Here is an 18137-nt window from a genome sequence, read left to right as displayed (position 1 = left end):
ACGTTTCCCGCACCGCAGCCGGGGTGATCCCGACCAGTTCCGGGAAAATTTCACGACGTTGCACCGCGGTAAGGGTGTCGCTTTGCGCCGGTCCCGTTCTGCCCTTTAATGCGGAGGCGACAATTCCGTTCGCGCCAGGTGCACGCCGATGTGGAACCGCCCGAGATTCGATCTCAAGGTCCGCCTGACCTTGCGCGTGGCCGCCATATCGGCCGCCTGCTTTGCCGCGATCTCCGCCTATTTCCTGATCACGGCCGACCGCGCGGCCCATGCGCGCATCGACGGTATCGCCGCCATCGTGGCGAAGACGCTGGAGTTGCAACAGGGCAAAGTGCTGTGGGCCGCGAGCCCCCGCTCCGACTTTCCCAACCTCGATCCCGTTTCGGCCTATGTGATGACGCCCGGCCTGTGCCTGGCTTTCCGCGGCACAAGCGGCGAGATGCTGCAGCGCTTCTGCAGCGGCGCGCCGATTCCGGAGGACCCGCCGCCGCAGATTTTTACGGCGTTCTATCATGGCCTGTTCGACCCCGGTCGCGAAGCGGCCCGGCCCGTGATCCTGCGCGGCACGAAGCTTGGCGAAGCGGTGGTCTCGGTCGATCCGGCCGTGCAGACGGCCGAGGCCTGGCATGAGGCCGGCCGCCTGATGCTGGCGCTCGCGATCGCCCTGCCGCTGTTGTGTGTCCTGGTCTATGCCGCGCTGGCCCGGGCGCTGCGTCCGACCCGCATGATCCGCGCCGGCCTCGAGCGGGTTGCCGCGGGCGACCTCACCGCGCGGCTACCGCCGTTCGATCTTGCCGAGCTGTCCGCGGTGCGCGACGTCTTCAACCATCTCGCCGAGAGCCTCGATACCGCCCTTGCCGAGCGCGCCGAGCTGACGCGAAAACTGATCGCGCTCCAGGACGAGGAGCGCCGCCATCTCGCGCGCGAGCTGCACGACGAGTTCGGCCAGTCGCTGGCCGCCATCCGGGCGCTCGCCTCCTCCGCCCGCCAGACGGCCGCGCAGGACTGCCCCTCCTTGCTTGGCGAGTGCGACGGCATCGCGCGAACCGCAACCGGCATGATGGAGACACTGCGCGGCGCGCTGTTCCGACTGCGTCCGCCGGATGTCGAGGAGCTTGGTCTTGTGGCCAGCCTCGAAGGCCTTGTTGCGGGCTGGAATGGACGCAGCCGCGGCGAGACCCGTTTTTCGATCCGGTTCGACGGCACGTTCGAAACCCTGCCCGCCACGATCAGCGCCAATCTCTATCGCATCGTGCAGGAAGCGCTCACCAACGCCGCCAAGCACGCCGGCGCCACCAAGGTCAGCATGGAATTGGCGATGCATGCCGGCGAGATCGCACTCGCCATCGACGATGACGGGCGCTCGACCGATCCTGCGGCAAAATCCGGCATGGGCCTGCTCGGCATGCGCGAGCGCGTGGCGGCGCTACGAGGCCGTCTGAGTTTTGAGCCCGGCCCCGCCGGTGGCTCCGCGCTGCGCGTCGTCATTCCGCTCGCAGCCGCAGGTCCGCAAGCGCTGGAGCACGCGGCATGACCGCGACCATTTTGCTGGTCGACGACCATTCCGTCGTCCGCGAAGGCTATCGCTCCGTGCTCGAGAAGCAGCCGGGCCTGCGCGTCATCGCCGAAGCCGGCGACGGCGCTGAGGCCTATCGCCTGTTCAAATCCGAGACGCCCGATCTCGTCATCATGGATCTCAGCATGCCCGGCATCGGCGGCGTCGAGGCCGTCAGGCGGATCAGGCAATGGGACAAGGGAGCAAAGATCCTGGTCTTCACCATGCACGAGAATGCCGGTTTCGCCGTGCAGGCGATCCGCGCCGGCGCGAGGGGCTACGTCACCAAGACCAGCCCGCCGGAGACGCTGGTGCGCGCGGTGATGGACGTGCTCGCCGGCAAGATCGCGATCAGTCCCGATATCGACCACGAGCTGGCCCTGAGCCGGATCAGCGGCGAGAGCTCGGCCGCCGACGTGCTGACGCCGCGCGAGTTCGAGGTGCTGCGGCTGCTGCTCGCCGAGAACACGACGGAGGAGATCGCCGAGACGCTCCACGTCAGCCCGAAGACCGTGGCCAACCTGCATTCGCTGATCAAGGACAAGCTCGGCGTCGGCTCCGACATCGAGCTGGTCCGACTGGCGCTGCGCCAGGGCATCCTGACCGAGCCCAATCTCGGCGACGCCTGACGCCGACGCCGATCATTCGCGCGCGACCACCTGGTCCAGCCACGCGCAATTCAGCGGCGGCACGCGCGGATCGGCGACCCGCACGCCGCGCGCGGCCGCATCCATCCGCATGTCGCGCAGGCGCTTGCGCTGCTCTTCGGGCATGTTGAGCCGTTCGTGCCCCCACAGCGACGGACCGTCAAAGGTCTCGTGCGGCTGCCATGTCGCGGGATCGATGATGCGCCCGCCCCAGCCATATTCGATGAAGAAGCCGGACGGCGTGTTCACATAGAACGACGTCATGTGATCGTTGGTGTGCCGGCCCAGCGTATAGACGACGCGACCGTCTTCGAGCTGCGCGAGATCGTAACCCTGCCCGACATCGTCGAGACTGCCGAGCTCCACCATGAAATGATGCAGCGCCTTGCGTCCCGAGCCGACCATCGCAAAGGAATGATGGCGTCCGTTGACGTGGAAGAAATAGAGCCCGTAGGGCTTCAATCCGAAATCGGAGACGTGAAAGCCGAGCACATCGCGATAGAACGGCACCAACGGCTCGACGTCTTCGACATTGAGCACGACGTGCCCCATGCCGAGCGCGCCGGTGCGAAAGCCCGAGATCGGGCGGCCCGGCTTGAAAGGCTCGGTCGCGAGCTCGGGGTTGCAGAACGCCTCCAGCCGATTGCCGGCGGGATCGGCGAAAGTGATGAGCTCGGCCACGTGCCGTTCATCGGCGAGCGCGCGCGATCCGCGCGTCACCTTGACGCCGTGGCTTTCCAGTCGTCCGGCCAGCTGGTCCAGTTCGGCCCTCGAGCAAACTTCCCATCCCATCACCGCAAGGCCGGCGTCGCTGCTGCCGTCGACGATCAGGCGCTGCTTGCGATCGTCCATGCGAAAGGCGCGCATCTTGCCGCCGCGATCGACCTGCTGCATGCCGAGCAGTCCGGTCGCCATCTGGCCCCACTGATCGAGCTGTGATGAATTGATCCCGACATAGCCGAGCGCGGTGATTTCCATCGACGTTCTCCCAAGGGCCTCGCACCCGCTGCACTGCGGCGAACTTGATACCGGCCGCGCACGATCCTACGGTGTCGTCCCGCAATCGCTTCGCGTTCGCAGAGACGATAGTCGACGGGCCATGCGCCACAAGGGAGGAAATACGAAGTGTCCAAGGAGCGGACGCGGAACGGCCAGCCGCGGCAGTCGGAGGGCGTCCGCGCCTTCAAGCGTGGGCTGGACGTGCTGCAGGAGGTCAACCGCTCCGGTGGCATCCGCGCCGGCGACGTCGCCCGCGCGCTCGATCTGCCCCGCCCGACCGTCTATCGCCTGCTCGAGACGCTGGAGGAACTCGGCTATGTCGCCCGCAGCGCCAGCGACGACCGCTTTCGCGTCACCCGCCTCGCCCTGAGCCTCGGCGATGGCTACGACCCCGGCGTGGTGATCTGCCAGGCGGCCGCGCCTTATCTCGCCGAACTCAGCAAGACCCTGGTCTGGCCGGTCGATCTCTCCACCTACGAGAATGCCGCGATGGTGGTGCAGGAAACCACCCATTCCCGCAGTCCGCTCTCGATCGACCGCGGCATGATCGGCAAGCGCCTGCCGATGCTGCGCACGTCGGCGGGCCGCGCTTACCTCGCCGCCTGCCCCGCACGCGAGCGCGACCTCATCGTCGGCCATCTCCGCCGCATCGACGAGGCCGACGACCGCCCCTTCCTCGACCAGGGCCGGCTGGACCAGATGATCGCCGAGACCACCAAGCGGGGTTACGCCATCCGCAGCGAAGGCGAGTACAATCCGAAGACGGCGTCGATCGCCGTGCCGATCGTCCGCGACGGTGCCGTCTACGGCTGCATCTCCATCATCTGGATCCGCTCAGCGTTGGCGATCGAAGACGCCATGGCTCAGTTCGTCGGCCCATTGCGCGATACGGCCGAAGCGATCCCGGTCAGCCCCTAGCTCACTCTTACCGGCAACGATGCAAGGCCTCGCAGCACGTTGTTGAGCGCCAGCACGGGCTCGCCGATCTCGAAGCGAACCACCTTCTCGACCAACACTTCCAGCAGTGCGGTCATCTCCAGCCGGGCCAAATGCAGGCCGGCGCACATATGCGTCCCGTTGCCGAAGCCGAGGTGGTCGCTGGCGCGCCGGCGCACGTCGAATCGTTCGGCGTCTTGCCACTTCCGTTCGTCGCGGTTGGCCGAGGCATAGAGCAGCAGCACCCGGCTTCCGCCCGGAATGCTCATGCCACCTATCGTCGCTTCCGTGGCAAGATGGCGGGTGAAGCCGCGAATGGGCGATTCCAGCCGAAGCGACTCGTTGATGGCGTTGGGGATCAGCGTGGGGTCGCCTCGAACCAGATCCCATTGCGCGGGATATTTGCCGAACAGCATGATCAGGTTCGCGGTCGCAAAGATCGTGGTGTCGAGGCTTGGACCGAGATAATCGCGCATCAATACCGGACAACGATCCGGCTCGACCTCACCGCGTTCTCCGGCCTGGAAAATACGATCTCCCCAACTGCCTGGCCGCAAATGCGCGCGAATGCTCGTGCCGCCGAGATAGCCGCGCATTTCCTGTACGTCGGTCATGGCGGCACAACCACGTGCGTTCATCGTCCCGAGCACGTTGAACGTGGCCGACGCCCAACGCAGCATGCTGCCGCGGCCATAGTCTTCCAACCCCACCAGCTTGGACACGATCGTGAGCGGCAGGTGCTGCGCAAGATCCGTCACTGCATCGAATTGTCCGCGCATCACGAGGTGGTCAACCAGCCGCCGCGCCTCAGCGCGAATCTGCGGGCCGATCTCTTCGAGCGCGCGCGGCAGCAGCGGCGCGGCAATGATCGCACGCAACCGGTCATGCAAAGGTGCATCGCTCGCGAGTGTTGTGCCACGCGACATCTCGTTGACGTGATCGTTGGCGGCAACCCCTTGCGCGGATGAAAACACACCGGGGTTGCGCAAGGCGGCGCGGACGTCCTCGAAGCGGCTGACCGCATAGAGCCCGTTGTGCGGCAGCCACACCGCTGCGCCCAGATCGCGCAGCGCCCGGTAGTGCGGATAGGGATCGTGCAGGACATCGTCGCCGTAGAGATCGACGTCGTAGACCGGGCACTCCGCTATCGCCGGCATGACCCCTGCTCCGTTCTGCTGCTCAGCGCACGGCAATCCATTCACCCTTATCGAGCTTGCCGAGCGTCAGCGCGCTCTGGTCCAGTCCAGTGTGGTCGTTCGGCCCGTAATTGTAGACACCGCGCGACCCGGCGATGCCCTTGAGCCCCTCGATCGCGCTCCGCAGACCCTCGCGAAATTCCGCGGTTCCGGGCTCTCCCGTCTTCAATGCCGCAGGTACCGCACGCTCGATCAAGATCACTGCGTCGTAGGCCGAGCCTGCAAAGATGTTGCGGCTCCCGGGTCCGAACTTGGCCTCGTAGCGCTGGATGAACTCAAGCGCTGCCTTCTTCGCGGGATAGTCGTCCGGGAAGGACGCGGCGCCGACCGCCGGGCTCAGTGGCACGAAAATGCCCTCGCCCTGCGCGCCGGTCAGCTTGCGGAAGTCGCCGAATGTGGCGCCGAGCGTGCCATAGATCTGGCCCTCATAGCCCTTCTCCCGCAGCTGCAGCAACGGAAGGGCCGCTGGCGCACCCGAGGCAGCAATCAGAACCGCATCCGGCCCAGCCGCCATGATCTTCAGGATCTGCCCAACCACCGTGGTGTCCGTCCGTGCATATTTCTCATCGCCGACGAGCTCGATCCCTGCGGCCTTGCACATATCGGCGCTGACCTTGCTCCAGGCATCGCCATAGGAGTCGCCAAAGCCGATCAGCGCGAGCTTCTTCACGCCGGTCTTCTTCATATTCGCAAACAGCGGCGTCGCCTCGTGATCGTCATTGGTCGTGGTCTTGAAGATCCAGCGCCGCCTGGCATCGACCGGGGCGACCAGCGCGTTGACAGGCGCGAGCGTGATCACCGGCAGTTTGTACTCGACCGCCGGATCGATCGCGGCAAATGAGCCTGGAGTCGAGGTCGGCCCGACCAGGATGTCGATCTTGCTCTCCTGATATAGCTTACGCAGCGCAGCAACCGCCGCCGTGCTGTCGGAAGCCTCGTCGAGGAAGAGATAGTTGACCTTTTTGCCGGCAATCTCTGTCGGGCCGAAAATCGTGCCGTTCCGCTCGGCGTTGCCAATTGCGGCGGCAGGTCCCGTCGCCGACAGGATGATCCCGACATTGATATCGGCGGCAAAGCCTGGTGCCACAAACAATTGCATCGCAAGGCACACGCCCAGCACAGATCGCGGCATAGCTCTCTCCTCCCGCCGGCCGCCTGGTGGGCAGCCTGCATTTTATTGCCTTTGACCCTTCCCTAGCCAAAATGAGCCCGCGGCGCGTAGCGCTATCGCCGAGTTGTCCGGCTGGCGGACAGCAGGCCGACAGTGAGATCTCGTGTCCCGATGATCCCCCATCCGCTGGGCGGACGCTTCGGCCGGCGCCGTTGAAGCGGTGGCATCACTGCGCGAGACGGCGGCCGCTATCTCGATCGAGTCCCAGCGCGCCTTCTACGGGATCTTGGATCCGGCACGCCGCTGCGAATTCAAGGCCTGGGAGGACGCATCAAAGACAACGCGGCATTGCGGACTGAGCTGATCGCGCTGAGCCGCCATGCAACTCCTGATCTGGGCGCGGTCGGGAACGTAGGCGGCGCAAAGCCGAAGAGCATCTCCCATGCAGGCTTGCCGCTGGTCAGCCTCGCTCGGCCCGGACTGAGCAAGGGCCGGCGTGATCATTGCCGTCAGCAAGGCAAGAACAAGACGAAATTTCGTGGGACTCACTCTCAGGTTGGGATTTCAGCGAGGCGGGCGATGCCATCCAGCATCATCGTGGAAGGTGAAGAAACGTCGCGATGGTCGTCTCGATCAGCAGATCGCGAGAGGTTTCTGGATCGATCTCCGGCGCGATGCGATTGAGCAGCATCGGAAACGCTGGCGGCTGGTTCAGCGCGGCATTGAGCAGAGCGAAAAACAACGCCGGATGGCGACTGCGGATGATGCCTGCTTCAATGCCTGCGGAAAACAGCTCGCGAACCGTCGCGTAGGCGGGATGCAGAAGCCGATCCAGCACCAGTACGGCCCGCTCCGGCGCGTCCGTGGCATGCCGAAGGACGAAATCCCTGACATCCGGATGCGCAGCATAGAAGGCAGCGATCTCGGTGATCACGCCGCGAAGCCGTTCTCCCAGCGGGCGGGCAGAATCGCAGGCGATCTTCTGCACGCCGGCCATGGCGGGAAGCCCGATCGACACCACCCGATCCAGGCAAGCCTCCCAGAGCGCCGCCTTGTTGCCGAAGTGAACGCGAACCAGATTGGCGCTGACCTTGGCGGCAGCGGCAACGCTGCGCAGATCTGCGCCATCGAAACCATGGCAGGCAAACGCGTGGGTGGCCGCCGCCAGGAGCGCCTGGCGACCATCCGGCATATCCTTGCTCCGCCGCCCTCTCGGGCGCGCCGGCACAGCACTCTTCCTGGCCTTCGCCATCACCACCTGCATATATGTTCATATGTACATATACTCGTCGCTGGCCCATTGCAAGCCCCGATCCCGCGCACGCTTGTCCCGCCGGGGCGTCAGCGAGCCGAGTGTCCGCTGGACGGACACTCGGCGCGGCGCCGTTGAAGAGATGGCACCGCTTGGGGAAGAGATAGCCCCATGCAGGACAAATCCGCCCCCGAGGAATTCGACGTCGTGATCGTCGGCCGTGGCCCGGTCGGCGCGACGCTTGCCAATCTGCTCGGCCTCTGCGGCCTGCGGACGCTGGTGCTGGAGCGCGAGGCGCGGACCTATCATCTGCCGCGCGCGGTGCATTTCGACGACGAATGCATGCGCATATTCCAGACCATCGGTCTTGCGGACGCGATCCTGCCGCACGTCACCCTGAGCCCCGGCATGCTGTTTCTCGACGCCGACGGCAAGATGCTGCTGGACTGGTCGCGGCCGCAGACGCTGACGCAGATGGGCTGGAATCTCAGCTATCGTTTCCATCAGCCCACCCTGGAGGATCAACTGATCGGCGGCCTTGCGCGCTGGCCGCATGTCAGCTTGCGCAGCCGCTGCGATGTCTTCGCGCTCGATCAGGACGAGCGTGGGGTGCGCGTCCGCTACGAGGATCTTTCCAGCGGCAAACTCAGCGAGGTCCGCGCCGGCTATGTGATCGGCTGTGATGGCGCACGCTCTCTCGTCCGCCGCTTCATGGGGTCCGGGATGGACGATCTCGGTTTCCATGAGCGCTGGCTGGTGGTCGACGTGCTGCTCAAGCGCGCCCGCGACGACCTCGGCGACTATAGCATCCAGCATTGTGATCCGCACCGACCGGCGACCTATGTCCGTGGCACCGGCACACGGCGGCGCTGGGAGATCACGGTTCGTCCGGACGAGGATTCGAACGACGTCGCGCAGCCGGCAAAAGTCTGGGAGTTGTTGTCGCGCTGGATCACGCCCGACGATGCGGAGCTCGAGCGCGCCGCGGTCTACACCTTTCATTCCGTCATCGCGCAGCAATGGCGCAACGGCCGGCTGCTGCTTGCCGGCGATTCCGCGCACCAGACCCCGCCCTTCCTCGGCCAGGGCATGTGCGCCGGCATCCGCGATGCCGCCAATCTCGCCTGGAAACTCGCGAGCATCATTCGCGGGGGCGCATCGCCCGATCTGCTCGACACCTATCAGAGCGAGCGCGGGCCGCATGTACGCGAATTCATCGAGCTCGCCATTCGCTTGGGCGGCGTCATCAACACCAAGGCGATCGAAGCCGGCCTTGCCGCCGGTGAAGCGCGCGAGAATGCGCCGGTCAAGCTTGAGGTGAAAAAGCCCCTGCTCGGCCCCGGGCTCGCGCTTGGCGACCTCCCGCTCACCGGACATCTCGCGCCGCAATTCAAGCTCGAGAACGGCGCCCGCAGCGACGACCTCATCGGCTACAGCCACGTGCTCCTTGTCGAGAGCGCGGCACGTCCCGCGCTTTCGCAGGCCGGGATCAAAATTCTGACCAGCGACGATGCCGAAGGTATCGGACCCTGGCTGCGCCAGCACGGCATCACCGCCGCGCTGGTTCGTCCCGACCGCTACGTCCGCGGCACCGCCCGCGATGATGCCGAGCTCGACAGGCTCGTCGCCACCATCATGCCTCCAACCCACGTGCCGTCCGCGGCCTGACCGAACAAACCTCAGGGATATCTCATGAAGCTGCTCTCTTTCATCGCCAACGGGCGCGCCTCCTTCGGAGCCGTCAAGGACAATGGCGTCGTCGATCTCGGCACACGCATGGCCCCCTGCACCACCCTGCGGCAGTTGCTTGAGGCGGGCCGCATCGCCGAGGCGGCAAAGCTGATCGCATCCTCGTCGCCCGATCATCCTCTCGACGCCATCAGCTTCGCCCCCGTCATTCCCGATCCCGGCAAGATCATCTGTGTCGGCCTGAACTATCGAGATCATGTCGCCGAAACCGGCCGCACCGTGACCGAGAAGCCGGCGCTGTTCGTTCGCTTCCCCTGCAGCCAGGTCGGCCATCTTCAGCCCATCTTGAAGCCTGCGGTGAGCGACGACTTCGACTATGAGGGCGAACTCGCGCTCGTCATCGGCAAGCAGGGCCGCCACATTCCCGCGAGCCGTGCGCTCGACCATATCGCCGGCTATGCCTGCTACAACGAGGGCAGCGTCCGCGACTGGCAGCGTCACACCAGCCAGTTCCTCTCCGGCAAGACCTTTGCGGAGAGTGGAAGCTTCGGCCCGTGGCTGGTGACGACGGACGAGATCCCCGATCCGTCGAAGCTCACCCTTCAGACCCGCTTGAACGGCACCGTCGTGCAGAACACGACGACGGATCTGCTGATCACCGCCATCCCCGAGCTCATCGCCTACATCTCAACGATCTGCCCGCTCGTCCCCGGCGACGTCATCGTCACGGGCACACCGGGCGGCGTCGGCCTCAAGCGCACGCCGCCACTGTGGATGCGCCCCGGCGATACCGTCGAGGTCGAAATCTCCGGCATCGGCATCTTGCGCAACGAGGTCATTGCCGAGGCGGCCTGACCACCGCGCCCGATCCATCAACGATAAAATCAGGAAACGCCATGGCCATCATCCGCACGACATCCACCGCCATCCTGCTGACCACGCTGGCGCTCGCGGGCTCCCCTGCGCGCGCCGAGATCAAGGGTGACGCCATTCGCGTCGGCGTTCTCACCGACATGAACGGCATTTTCGCCACCGCGATGGGCCCGGGTTCGGTCGAGGCGGCGCGGATGGCAGCGGAGGAGTTCGGCGGCAAGATCAACGGCAAGCCGATCGAGATCTTGCAGGCCGACCACCAGAACAAGCCGGACCTCGCGGCCTCGCTCGCACGAAAATGGTTCAGCGACGGCGTGCAGGCGATCGCGGATGGCGGCAGCTCCGGTGCGGCACTCGCCGTGCAGGAGCTGGTGCGCGGCAACGGCAAGATCTTCCTGGTCTCCGGCGCCGGGGCCAACCAGCTCACTGACGATGCCTGCGCGCCCAGCAGCGTGCAGTGGACCCAGGACGCCTATTCCACCGCGACTGCGGTTGTCTCCGGCGTCATGCAAACCAGCAAGGAGCCGTGGTTCTTCATCACCGGCGATTACGCCTTCGGCCATTCGATCGAGGCGACCGCCCGCGACCGTATCGCCGCGCTCGGCGGCAAGGTCGCCGGCAGCGTCAAGGCCCAGCTCGGCACGCCAGACTACTCGTCGTTCCTGCTCCAGGCGCAGTCCTCGGGCGCAAAGATCCTCGCGATCAACGTCGCCGGCGATAACGCCACCGCGATCAAGCAGGCCGAGGAATTCGGCCTCGCCGACCAGGGCATCAAGATCGTGCCGATGTCGTTCCAGAACGTCGATATCGAAGCCGTCGGCCTGAAGGCGACGCGCGGCGATCTTATCGTCACCTCGTTCTTCGAGGACGTCTCGCCGGCCGCGCGAAAGTTCTCCGATGCGTTCTACGCGCGCCGCAAGGCGATGCCGTCACAGATCCAGGCCGGCGTCTATTCTGCCGTGCGCCACTATCTGCAAGCCGTGAAGGACACCGGCTCCGATGACAGCGCAACGGTGATGGCGAAGATGAAGGCGACGCAGGTCGCGGACGCCTACACCACCAATGGCCGCATCCGCGAGGACCAGCGCATGGTGCACGATCTCTATCTGGTGCAGGTCAAGACACCGGAGGAATCCAAGGGTCCGTGGGATTTCGTCAAGCTGGTCGCGACCATCCCGCCCGATCAGGCCTTCCGCCCGCTCGACCGCAGCAAGTGCGGCCTGGTTGGGAAGTAAGCAATCAGGCGAGATAGCGCGTGAGATAGCCTTCCATGGCGTAGAGCGCGCAGAGCGCGAGGCTCGACCAGACGGCGGCGCTGAAATACAGGAACATCCAGGTCAGCTCGCCCTTCCAATGCGCGATGTCGTGGGTCACCACCCAGCGCGTCGAGACGTCATGCAGGCCTTCGAGGAAGCCGAGGAACCGGCCACCCTCTTCATGACCGGCCCGCCAGCGGCTGAGATACATGGGCACGTCGACGGTGACGAGGAAGGCGAGGAAGCAGGCGATGCCGACGATGCCGGCGGTCAGCGCCCAGCGCACCGGGCCCTGGAATTCCGGCATCAGGCGGCACAGTGCGATGCCGGCGAGGAAGAACGTCACCGCCCACAGCGAATTCTCGATCGCGTTGAACAGGAAGTTGGTGGTGACCACCGCGTACCAGGAGAAGCACTCCGCGATGATGATGATCGGTACGATCACCAGCGCGATGTTCACCGCGGTCTCCGCGCCAGTCATGCGACCGAGCTGATGCAGGATGATCGCCCATTGCGCGGCGAAGCAGACCTCGGCCACGGTCGCCACCGTGCGGCCGATGAAAACACTCGACAGCCACGTGTCGAACAGGCAGATGCGCTGTACGTCGGCGCGCGGCAACACCGAGCGGAAGGCGCAGCCGAACACATAGCCCGCGCAAAGCAGGAACATGAGCCCGATATCCGAGCCGCCGCCGACGCTGCCCGCGACGGTCGGGTAGAACTCGCGGTACAGCATGAACCAGACGAGAATGTTCGCCGCACTGACAAGCGTCAGGGACCCCCACCACCACGCAAGGGGATTTGACCTTGCCTGCCACTGCAACATGAATCGCTCCGCTGTAGTCAATATGACATCCAACGGTAGCAATTCTGTCATAAATCAGCAGCACGGCGCGACAAAAATCTGCGTGACGGCACTGTCATAATTCGCCTGCGCACTGTCATAATCCGCAGAAGCGCCAGCGTTTTTCGGGCTGATTTCGGGGACGCCATGTCGAGGGCGCCCCCGAATCACGCAAGGCCCTTATTTCTTCAGCCCGCCGACATAGGCCGCAAGCTTGTCCAGCGTCTGATAGCCGTATTCGACGGCGCCGAAGCCGATCATGCCATCGCGCTGCTCGGTGCTCGCTGCCAGCTGCCGCATCATCAGCACGGTCTTGCCGTTGGCCTGCTCGGCAAAGGTGATGGTGAAGCGGAACATGCCGGGGTCATCGTCCTGGTCATCGCCGTGGTACATCTCCATGAACGACGGCCGCTCGATGCGGAGGAAGCGCATGCGGTTCGGATAGACCGTGCCGTCGGGTCCGATCATGTTGAAGCGCCAGACGCCGCCGACGCGCACGTCGATCTCGAAGGTCTCGATCTTGAATCCCTTCGGCCCGAACCATTGCGGCAGATGCTTGGGATCGGACCACGCCTCGAAGACGAGATCGCGCGGCGCATCGATCACGCGCGACATCACGATCTCGCGGTCCATCGACCATTGCGACAGGGCAGCGTTCAACATCACTCAGTACCTTTCCGTTTGCTTGGTTTGTTGGTGGTCTTCTCGGTCGTCTCGTCAGATCTCTTGGACGGCCGCTTGGCGGCCGCCCTCTCCTGCTTGAGCTTCAGCACGTAAGCCTCGAACCGGTCGAGCCGCGCCTCCCAGATCGCGCGCTGGTGCTGGAACCAATCTTCCGCACCGACGAGCGCCTCGGGGCTAAGACGGCAGGTGCGCACGCGGCCGGACTTCTCCGACTGCACGAGCCCGCTCAGCTCCAGCACGTGGATGTGTTTCATGAAGCTCGGCAGCGCCATCTCGAACGGCTCCGCGAGCTCGCCGACCGAGGCCTCGCCGGCGCACAGCCGCATCACGATGGCCCGCCGCGTAGGGTCGGCGAGCGCTGCGAAGACCTGGTCGAGTTGGGGTAATTGGTTAGCCATATAGCTAACTATAGAGACACCTCGGTCCGGCGTCAACGATTGTTAGCCCATAAGCTAAGTAATTCTTCCGATATGGAACCCATCACGCGCAATCGTGAATTGGGAGACCGCCCTCGCCTCACTAAAACAGTCAGCGGGGGCGCACATCACCATCGTCAGAGCACGTGCAGCCTATTGTCATCTCACCACAAATCACCCGGCGGGCCCTCGCCGGCGCCGCGCTGGGCTCCTTTGCGGCCGCGCTCGTCCGGCCACGCGGCGCATTGGCGGACTCCGACATGATCGCGCAAATGCGCGACATCGTCGCCGCCGAGCTTGCGCCGACCGCAACGCCAGACCATCCCGGCGGCCTCGCCGCCGCGCTGTACGCCGGCCGTCACATCGAATTCTTCACCTACGGCTTCGCAGACGACGCCACCAGGCGGCCGGTGACGCCGGACACGCTGTTCAACCTCGCATCCCTGAGAAAACCGTTCGAGGCGACGTTGGTGGCGCTCGGCACGCTCCGCGGCGAGCTGCGGCTCGACGATCCCCTGCCGAAATATCTGCCGGAGCTCGACGGCGACTATATCCGCCGGGTCACCGTGGGCGAGCTCGCGACGCACACCTCGGGCCTGCTGCTACCGACCGATCACCCGCCCTGGCCGAACGAGTCCTACTCGCAGGCGCAATTCATCGCGATGCTCAACGCCTTCGCGCCGCCCGCGGGCGTCGCCCCCGGCAAGCAGCGCATCTACAGTCACGCCGGCTACGTGCTGCTTCAGCTCGTGCTCGAGGGCTGCTATCGCGCGCCGGTCGCAAGATTGATCGAGAGCCGCATCCTCACGCCGCTCGGCATGCACGCCACATCCATTCCCGAACGTGGACCGGACAACCGCGCGATCATGGATGACGCTGCCATGCGACGCGTTGTGCAGGGCTATTCCGACCAGGGCACGGCCATCGGCCCGGTCGGCAACCAGCAGAGCTATTTCGACTTCCCCGGCACCGGCCAGATGTTCTCGTCCGCACGGGAGCTTGCGACCTTCGTTGCAGCGAACGCCGATGGCCGCTCAATCGATCCACACCTGCGCGAGGCGCTGCGCATGACACAGCACGAGAGTTTCCACGTCGACCAAAAGTTCGAGCAGGCCACGTTCGGCCAAGCCATGGCCTGGGAGACCGTGCACCTTCCCGGCGTCACCGTCGTCGACAAGCCCGGTGGCCTCAACAACGCCTCTGGCTATATCGGCCTGGTGCCTGCGCACCGGATCGGCATCGTGCTGCTCGCCAATCGCGGCGAATATCCGCACGAGATCGCCCGCTACAAGATCCTGCCTGCGCTGGCGCGTCTGCTCGCCTTGCACGGCGCCTGAGCGTCGAAACAGAAAACCCCGGCCAGGCCGGGGCTTTCCTCACCAAATCGGAACAAGATTCAGCTCAGTATCTGGCGACAACCGGTCCGCCGAACTTGTAGTTCACGCCGACGCGCACGATGTTCGACTTGATGTCAACCGAGTGCGAGTAGACGTTGCTGGGGAAGGCAATGGCCGGCGTGAAGGCGGCCAAATTGGTGCTTGTCGTGCTGGCGCGGCCGAGATCGACATAGAGGTATTCGGCCTTGAACGACCAGCCGCCGCCGAAAGAATATTCGGTGCCGGCGCCAGCAGTCCAGCCGACGCGGGTATCGCGGATCGCGGCCGACTCGGTTGCTGTCGCGAATGTGTCGGTGAAGTTGAAGTTGCCCTTCACGTCGGCGATCGCCGCACCGCCCGTGGCGTAGAGCAGCCAGCTCGGCGTGGCGAGGAAGCCGATGCGGCCGCGGATCGTGGCGAGCCAATCGGCCGAGACCTGCGACGACACGGTAAAGGCGGTCGGGGCGCAGCAGGGATAGACCGCCGAGCCCGACGCACTGCCCTTGAAGCCGAAATAGTTGATGTCGCCTTCAAGGCCGAACACCGCCTGATTGACCTGCCAATTGTAGCCGGCCGTGAAGCCCCCGGTCACGCTGGAGCTGTTGACATTCTGGGCGCCGACCGCGCCGATCGCGGGAACGCTGCTGGTCGCGAAATAGCCGGTCGGAGAAAATACGGTCGATGTCGTCGGATCGGCACTGCCCCACTGCCCGCCGAGATTGGCGCCGACATAGAAGCCGGTCCAGTTATAGGCCGGCGCCATCATCGGCGCCTTGGTGTATTGTGCCGCGAGGTCGGCGGCCTGCGCGGACGCGGCGCCCAAAACAACCATCGCTGCCGCCAGCAAAAGCTTCTTCATTGCAGTCTCCTTTGCCCCACGCGATCGAAGCCCGCGTTTTTCGAATGCACCGGCGAGGTGTTTCCGGCACGGGTCAGGCATAGGCGGTACACCGCGCAGCGTCTTGGGCTGCCGCGAAGTTCGCTGGGACTGCGACGTAGTATGCGCGCGACGTCGTGCGAACGCATGAGAAGTGTGACCTGGAGGCCACACACTTTTCTTCATCTGTGACGCGCGATGCAGCGCCGTGTCGCATCAGAACAAGACAACGAGAACGCGACTCGGATGAACGCGCCTCAGACCGAGCGCGTCAGCCCGCCGTCGACGCGGATGTTCTGGCCGGTAATATAGGCGGCGCCGTCGGACGCGAGGAACGAGACCGTCGCGGCGATCTCCTCGACCTTGCCGTAGCGCTTCAATGGCACGCTGTCGCGGCGCGCATCGGTTTGCGGCAGGCTGTCGATCCAGCCGGGCAGCACGTTGTTCATGCGGATGTTGTCGGCCGCATGGGTATCTGTGAAGATTTTCGTGAAGGCGGCGAGGCCTGCGCGGAACACGGCCGAGGTCGGAAACATTGCGCTCGGCTCGAACGCCCAGGCGGTCGAGATGTTGATGATGGCGCCGCCCTTCTGCGCCTGCATCACCGGCATCACCAGCCGGGTCGGACGGATCACGTTCAGCAGATACGTGTCGAGACCGAGGAGCCATTGCTCGTCGGTGATCTCCGTGATCGCCGCGCGCGGGCCGTGGCCGGCACTGTTGACGAGCACGTCGATGCGTCCCCACTTCGCCAGCGCACCATCGACGAAGCGCTTCAGGTCGTCATTGGACTTGTTCGAGCCGGTCACGCCGAAGCCGCCGAGCTCGGCCGCGAGCGCCTCGCCCTTGCCGGAGGACGACAGGATACCCACGCGGAAGCCATCGGCTGCGAGCCGCCGCGCGGCCCCTGCCCCCATGCCGCTGCCGCCTGCGGTGACGAGTGCGACCTTCTCTGCTGCCATGACCGATCATCCCTGTGATAGCGTTGTGGCGAGCCCAAGATTCCAAGATTCAGTCTGCCAAGGCTCCGCCTGTCGTCAGGCCTTCTACAACCAGACTTGCCCGCAAACCAGACTTGCCGACAAGCCCACCGCCACGAGGCCACGCGAGATGAGCGATTTGCAGATCCGCAATTTGCAGCCCGACGAGATCTCCCTCGCGATCGACTGGGCCGCGGCAGAGGGCTGGAATCCCGGCCTGCGCGACGCCGCCTGCTTCGCCATTCCGGACGCGAACGGGTTCTTCGTCGGCGAAATCGACGGCGAGCCCGTCGCGACCGTCTCCTGCGTCAATTACGACGACCGCTTCGCCTTCCTTGGCTTCTACATCGTGCGCGCAGGTTTTCGCGGCAGAGGTCACGGCCTGCGCATCTGGAACGCCGCGATCACGCATGCGGGCTCGCGCGTGATCGGGCTCGACGGCGTGGTGGCGCAGCAGGACAATTACCGAAAATCCGGCTTCCAGCTTGCTTACGCCAATATCCGCTATGGCGGCACCGTTTCCGCACCACCGAAACCGCCGGCCGACGTCGTCGCGCTCGACACGATCCCGTTTGCGGATGTCGAAGCCGATGACGCCACGGTCTTCCCGGCTCGGCGCAGCGCCTTCCTGCGCGCCTGGATCAACACGCCCGGCCATGTCGGCCGCGCGCTGCTGCGCGACGGAAGGCTCGCCGCATGGGGCGTGATCCGGCCCTGCCGGAGCGGCTGCAAGATCGGCCCGCTGGTAGCAGATAACCGCGCTGCGGCGGACACCATCCTCCAAGCTTTGCTGGCGAGCGGCGGAAGCAGCGAGATTGTGCTCGACATCCCCGCGGTGAACCGCGATGCTATAGCGCTTGCGGAATCCCTTGGCCTAAAGCCGACATTCGAAACGGCACGAATGTACACTGGAGCAGTCCCGTCACTGCGGCTCGACCGCGTGTTCGGCGTAACCAGCTTTGAACTGGGCTAGTACCAACTCGTAATCTGCCGCCGGCTTGAAATTTGTAATCTGTTTCACGCTCCCGCTGCGATGCAGCGGGTATGGGTGTTGTATCCGGCGATTTTTGTCGGGCCGCTCGACGATCATTTTTCTGACCATCGATATTTCATGCGAGAGAGGATTTCATGACCGAAGCCAGAAGCAAGGCACGCGCTTCTCATCACACGGCCGACGAGATGCAGCGCCCCACAGTTGCGGTTGCGCTGGTGCTTGCCGTCGTGACGGCCTTCGCCCTTCACGCGCTCGTCGCGGCGCCCGCGCTGCGCCAGGCCGCCGAGGCGGAGCTCGCGCGCGTCATTGCGGATGAGGATCGGGATGTCTGCGGCCAGTTCGGGCTGCGCCCTGGCACGTCGTCGTTTGTGGCTTGCAGCCGCGAGCTCGCAAATGTCAGGCGGAAGCAGTCCGACCGCGACCAGGCGGCCGCGGCAGGAATTCTGTAACGC

At 65.0% G+C, this 18137-nt stretch carries 18 protein-coding genes; 9 read left to right on the top strand and 9 right to left on the bottom strand.

The window, feature by feature from the left end:
- Positions 1 to 148 precede the first annotated feature (148 nt).
- Complete coding sequence (locus QA645_RS18465; protein ID WP_283052054.1) at positions 149 to 1534, top strand: HAMP domain-containing sensor histidine kinase; 1386 nt, start codon at positions 149 to 151, stop codon at positions 1532 to 1534.
- The gene (locus tag QA645_RS18460; protein ID WP_254132092.1) at positions 1531 to 2184 is read left to right on the top strand and encodes a response regulator transcription factor; all 654 of its coding nucleotides are present in this window, start codon (positions 1531 to 1533) and stop codon (positions 2182 to 2184) included. Before QA645_RS18465 ends, QA645_RS18460 begins: the two co-directional genes overlap by 4 nt.
- Positions 2185 to 2196: 12 nt before the next feature.
- On the opposite strand, the gene QA645_RS18455 is transcribed toward QA645_RS18460, so the two are convergent.
- Positions 2197 to 3180 (bottom strand): VOC family protein, encoded by a 984-nt coding sequence (locus tag QA645_RS18455; RefSeq protein WP_283052053.1) that lies wholly within the window; start codon positions 3178 to 3180, stop codon positions 2197 to 2199.
- A gap of 147 nt (positions 3181 to 3327) precedes the next feature.
- Here QA645_RS18455 and QA645_RS18450 point away from each other — a divergent pair, with 147 nt between their 5' ends.
- Complete coding sequence (locus QA645_RS18450; protein ID WP_283052052.1) at positions 3328 to 4119, top strand: DNA-binding transcriptional regulator; 792 nt, start codon at positions 3328 to 3330, stop codon at positions 4117 to 4119.
- On the opposite strand, the gene QA645_RS18445 is transcribed toward QA645_RS18450, so the two are convergent.
- The 3 genes from QA645_RS18445 to QA645_RS18435 form a co-directional block, all read right to left on the bottom strand.
- Positions 4116 to 5294 (bottom strand): cytochrome P450, encoded by a 1179-nt coding sequence (locus QA645_RS18445; RefSeq protein ID WP_283052051.1) that lies wholly within the window; start codon positions 5292 to 5294, stop codon positions 4116 to 4118. The two genes, QA645_RS18450 and QA645_RS18445, sit on opposite strands and share 4 nt — an antisense overlap.
- 22 nt (positions 5295 to 5316) lie before the next feature.
- Positions 5317 to 6465 (bottom strand): ABC transporter substrate-binding protein, encoded by a 1149-nt coding sequence (locus QA645_RS18440; protein ID WP_283052050.1) that lies wholly within the window; start codon positions 6463 to 6465, stop codon positions 5317 to 5319.
- A 571-nt stretch (positions 6466 to 7036) separates the two neighbouring features.
- Positions 7037 to 7636: a TetR/AcrR family transcriptional regulator gene (locus QA645_RS18435; RefSeq protein WP_254132097.1), complete on the bottom strand. Its 600-nt coding sequence runs from the start codon at positions 7634 to 7636 to the stop codon at positions 7037 to 7039.
- Positions 7637 to 7867: 231 nt separating this feature from the next.
- Between QA645_RS18435 and QA645_RS18430 the strand changes: the two genes are divergently transcribed.
- The 3 genes from QA645_RS18430 to QA645_RS18420 are packed head-to-tail and all read left to right on the top strand — an operon-like array spanning position 7868 to position 11493.
- Entirely contained in the window at positions 7868 to 9364 is a 1497-nt protein-coding gene (locus QA645_RS18430) for a bifunctional 3-(3-hydroxy-phenyl)propionate/3-hydroxycinnamic acid hydroxylase (RefSeq protein ID WP_283052048.1), read from the top strand.
- A 24-nt stretch (positions 9365 to 9388) separates the two neighbouring features.
- Positions 9389 to 10240, top strand: coding sequence for a fumarylacetoacetate hydrolase family protein (locus tag QA645_RS18425; RefSeq protein ID WP_283052046.1), 852 nt, complete (start codon positions 9389 to 9391; stop codon positions 10238 to 10240).
- A 41-nt stretch (positions 10241 to 10281) separates the two neighbouring features.
- On the top strand, positions 10282 to 11493 hold the full coding sequence (locus tag QA645_RS18420; RefSeq protein ID WP_283052044.1) for an ABC transporter substrate-binding protein: 1212 nt from the start codon (positions 10282 to 10284) through the stop codon (positions 11491 to 11493).
- 4 nt (positions 11494 to 11497) lie between these two features.
- Here the strand turns inward: QA645_RS18420 and QA645_RS18415 are convergent, their stop codons facing one another.
- From QA645_RS18415 to QA645_RS18405, 3 genes are all read right to left on the bottom strand, one after another.
- The gene (locus tag QA645_RS18415; RefSeq protein WP_283052042.1) at positions 11498 to 12340 is read right to left on the bottom strand and encodes a hypothetical protein; all 843 of its coding nucleotides are present in this window, start codon (positions 12338 to 12340) and stop codon (positions 11498 to 11500) included.
- Positions 12341 to 12538: 198 nt separating this feature from the next.
- Complete coding sequence (locus QA645_RS18410) at positions 12539 to 13021, bottom strand: SRPBCC family protein (RefSeq protein ID WP_254132102.1); 483 nt, start codon at positions 13019 to 13021, stop codon at positions 12539 to 12541.
- A complete protein-coding gene (locus QA645_RS18405; protein WP_283052039.1) occupies positions 13021 to 13440 on the bottom strand; it encodes a metalloregulator ArsR/SmtB family transcription factor in 420 nt (139 codons plus the stop codon). Before QA645_RS18405 ends, QA645_RS18410 begins: the two co-directional genes overlap by 1 nt.
- A gap of 278 nt (positions 13441 to 13718) precedes the next feature.
- Here QA645_RS18405 and QA645_RS18400 point away from each other — a divergent pair, with 278 nt between their 5' ends.
- On the top strand, positions 13719 to 14795 hold the full coding sequence (locus tag QA645_RS18400; protein WP_283052037.1) for a serine hydrolase: 1077 nt from the start codon (positions 13719 to 13721) through the stop codon (positions 14793 to 14795).
- Between the two features lie 64 nt (positions 14796 to 14859).
- On the opposite strand, the gene QA645_RS18395 is transcribed toward QA645_RS18400, so the two are convergent.
- Together QA645_RS18395 and QA645_RS18390 are read right to left on the bottom strand one after the other, a co-directional pair.
- On the bottom strand, positions 14860 to 15693 hold the full coding sequence (locus QA645_RS18395; RefSeq protein WP_283052035.1) for an outer membrane protein: 834 nt from the start codon (positions 15691 to 15693) through the stop codon (positions 14860 to 14862).
- A gap of 275 nt (positions 15694 to 15968) precedes the next feature.
- Positions 15969 to 16673 (bottom strand): SDR family oxidoreductase, encoded by a 705-nt coding sequence (locus tag QA645_RS18390; RefSeq protein WP_283052033.1) that lies wholly within the window; start codon positions 16671 to 16673, stop codon positions 15969 to 15971.
- Positions 16674 to 16821: 148 nt separating this feature from the next.
- On the opposite strand from QA645_RS18390, the gene QA645_RS18385 reads away from it, so the two are divergent.
- Positions 16822 to 17664, top strand: coding sequence for a GNAT family N-acetyltransferase (locus QA645_RS18385; RefSeq protein WP_283052031.1), 843 nt, complete (start codon positions 16822 to 16824; stop codon positions 17662 to 17664).
- Between the two features lie 155 nt (positions 17665 to 17819).
- The gene (locus QA645_RS18380) at positions 17820 to 18134 is read left to right on the top strand and encodes a hypothetical protein (RefSeq protein WP_254194139.1); all 315 of its coding nucleotides are present in this window, start codon (positions 17820 to 17822) and stop codon (positions 18132 to 18134) included.
- Positions 18135 to 18137 lie beyond the last annotated feature (3 nt).

This window comes from Bradyrhizobium sp. CIAT3101 (assembly GCF_029714945.1).
Lineage (GTDB): Bacteria > Pseudomonadota > Alphaproteobacteria > Rhizobiales > Xanthobacteraceae > Bradyrhizobium.
The sequence above is the reverse complement of the archived record's forward strand: the minus strand, read 5'-3'. Positions and strand labels throughout refer to the sequence as shown.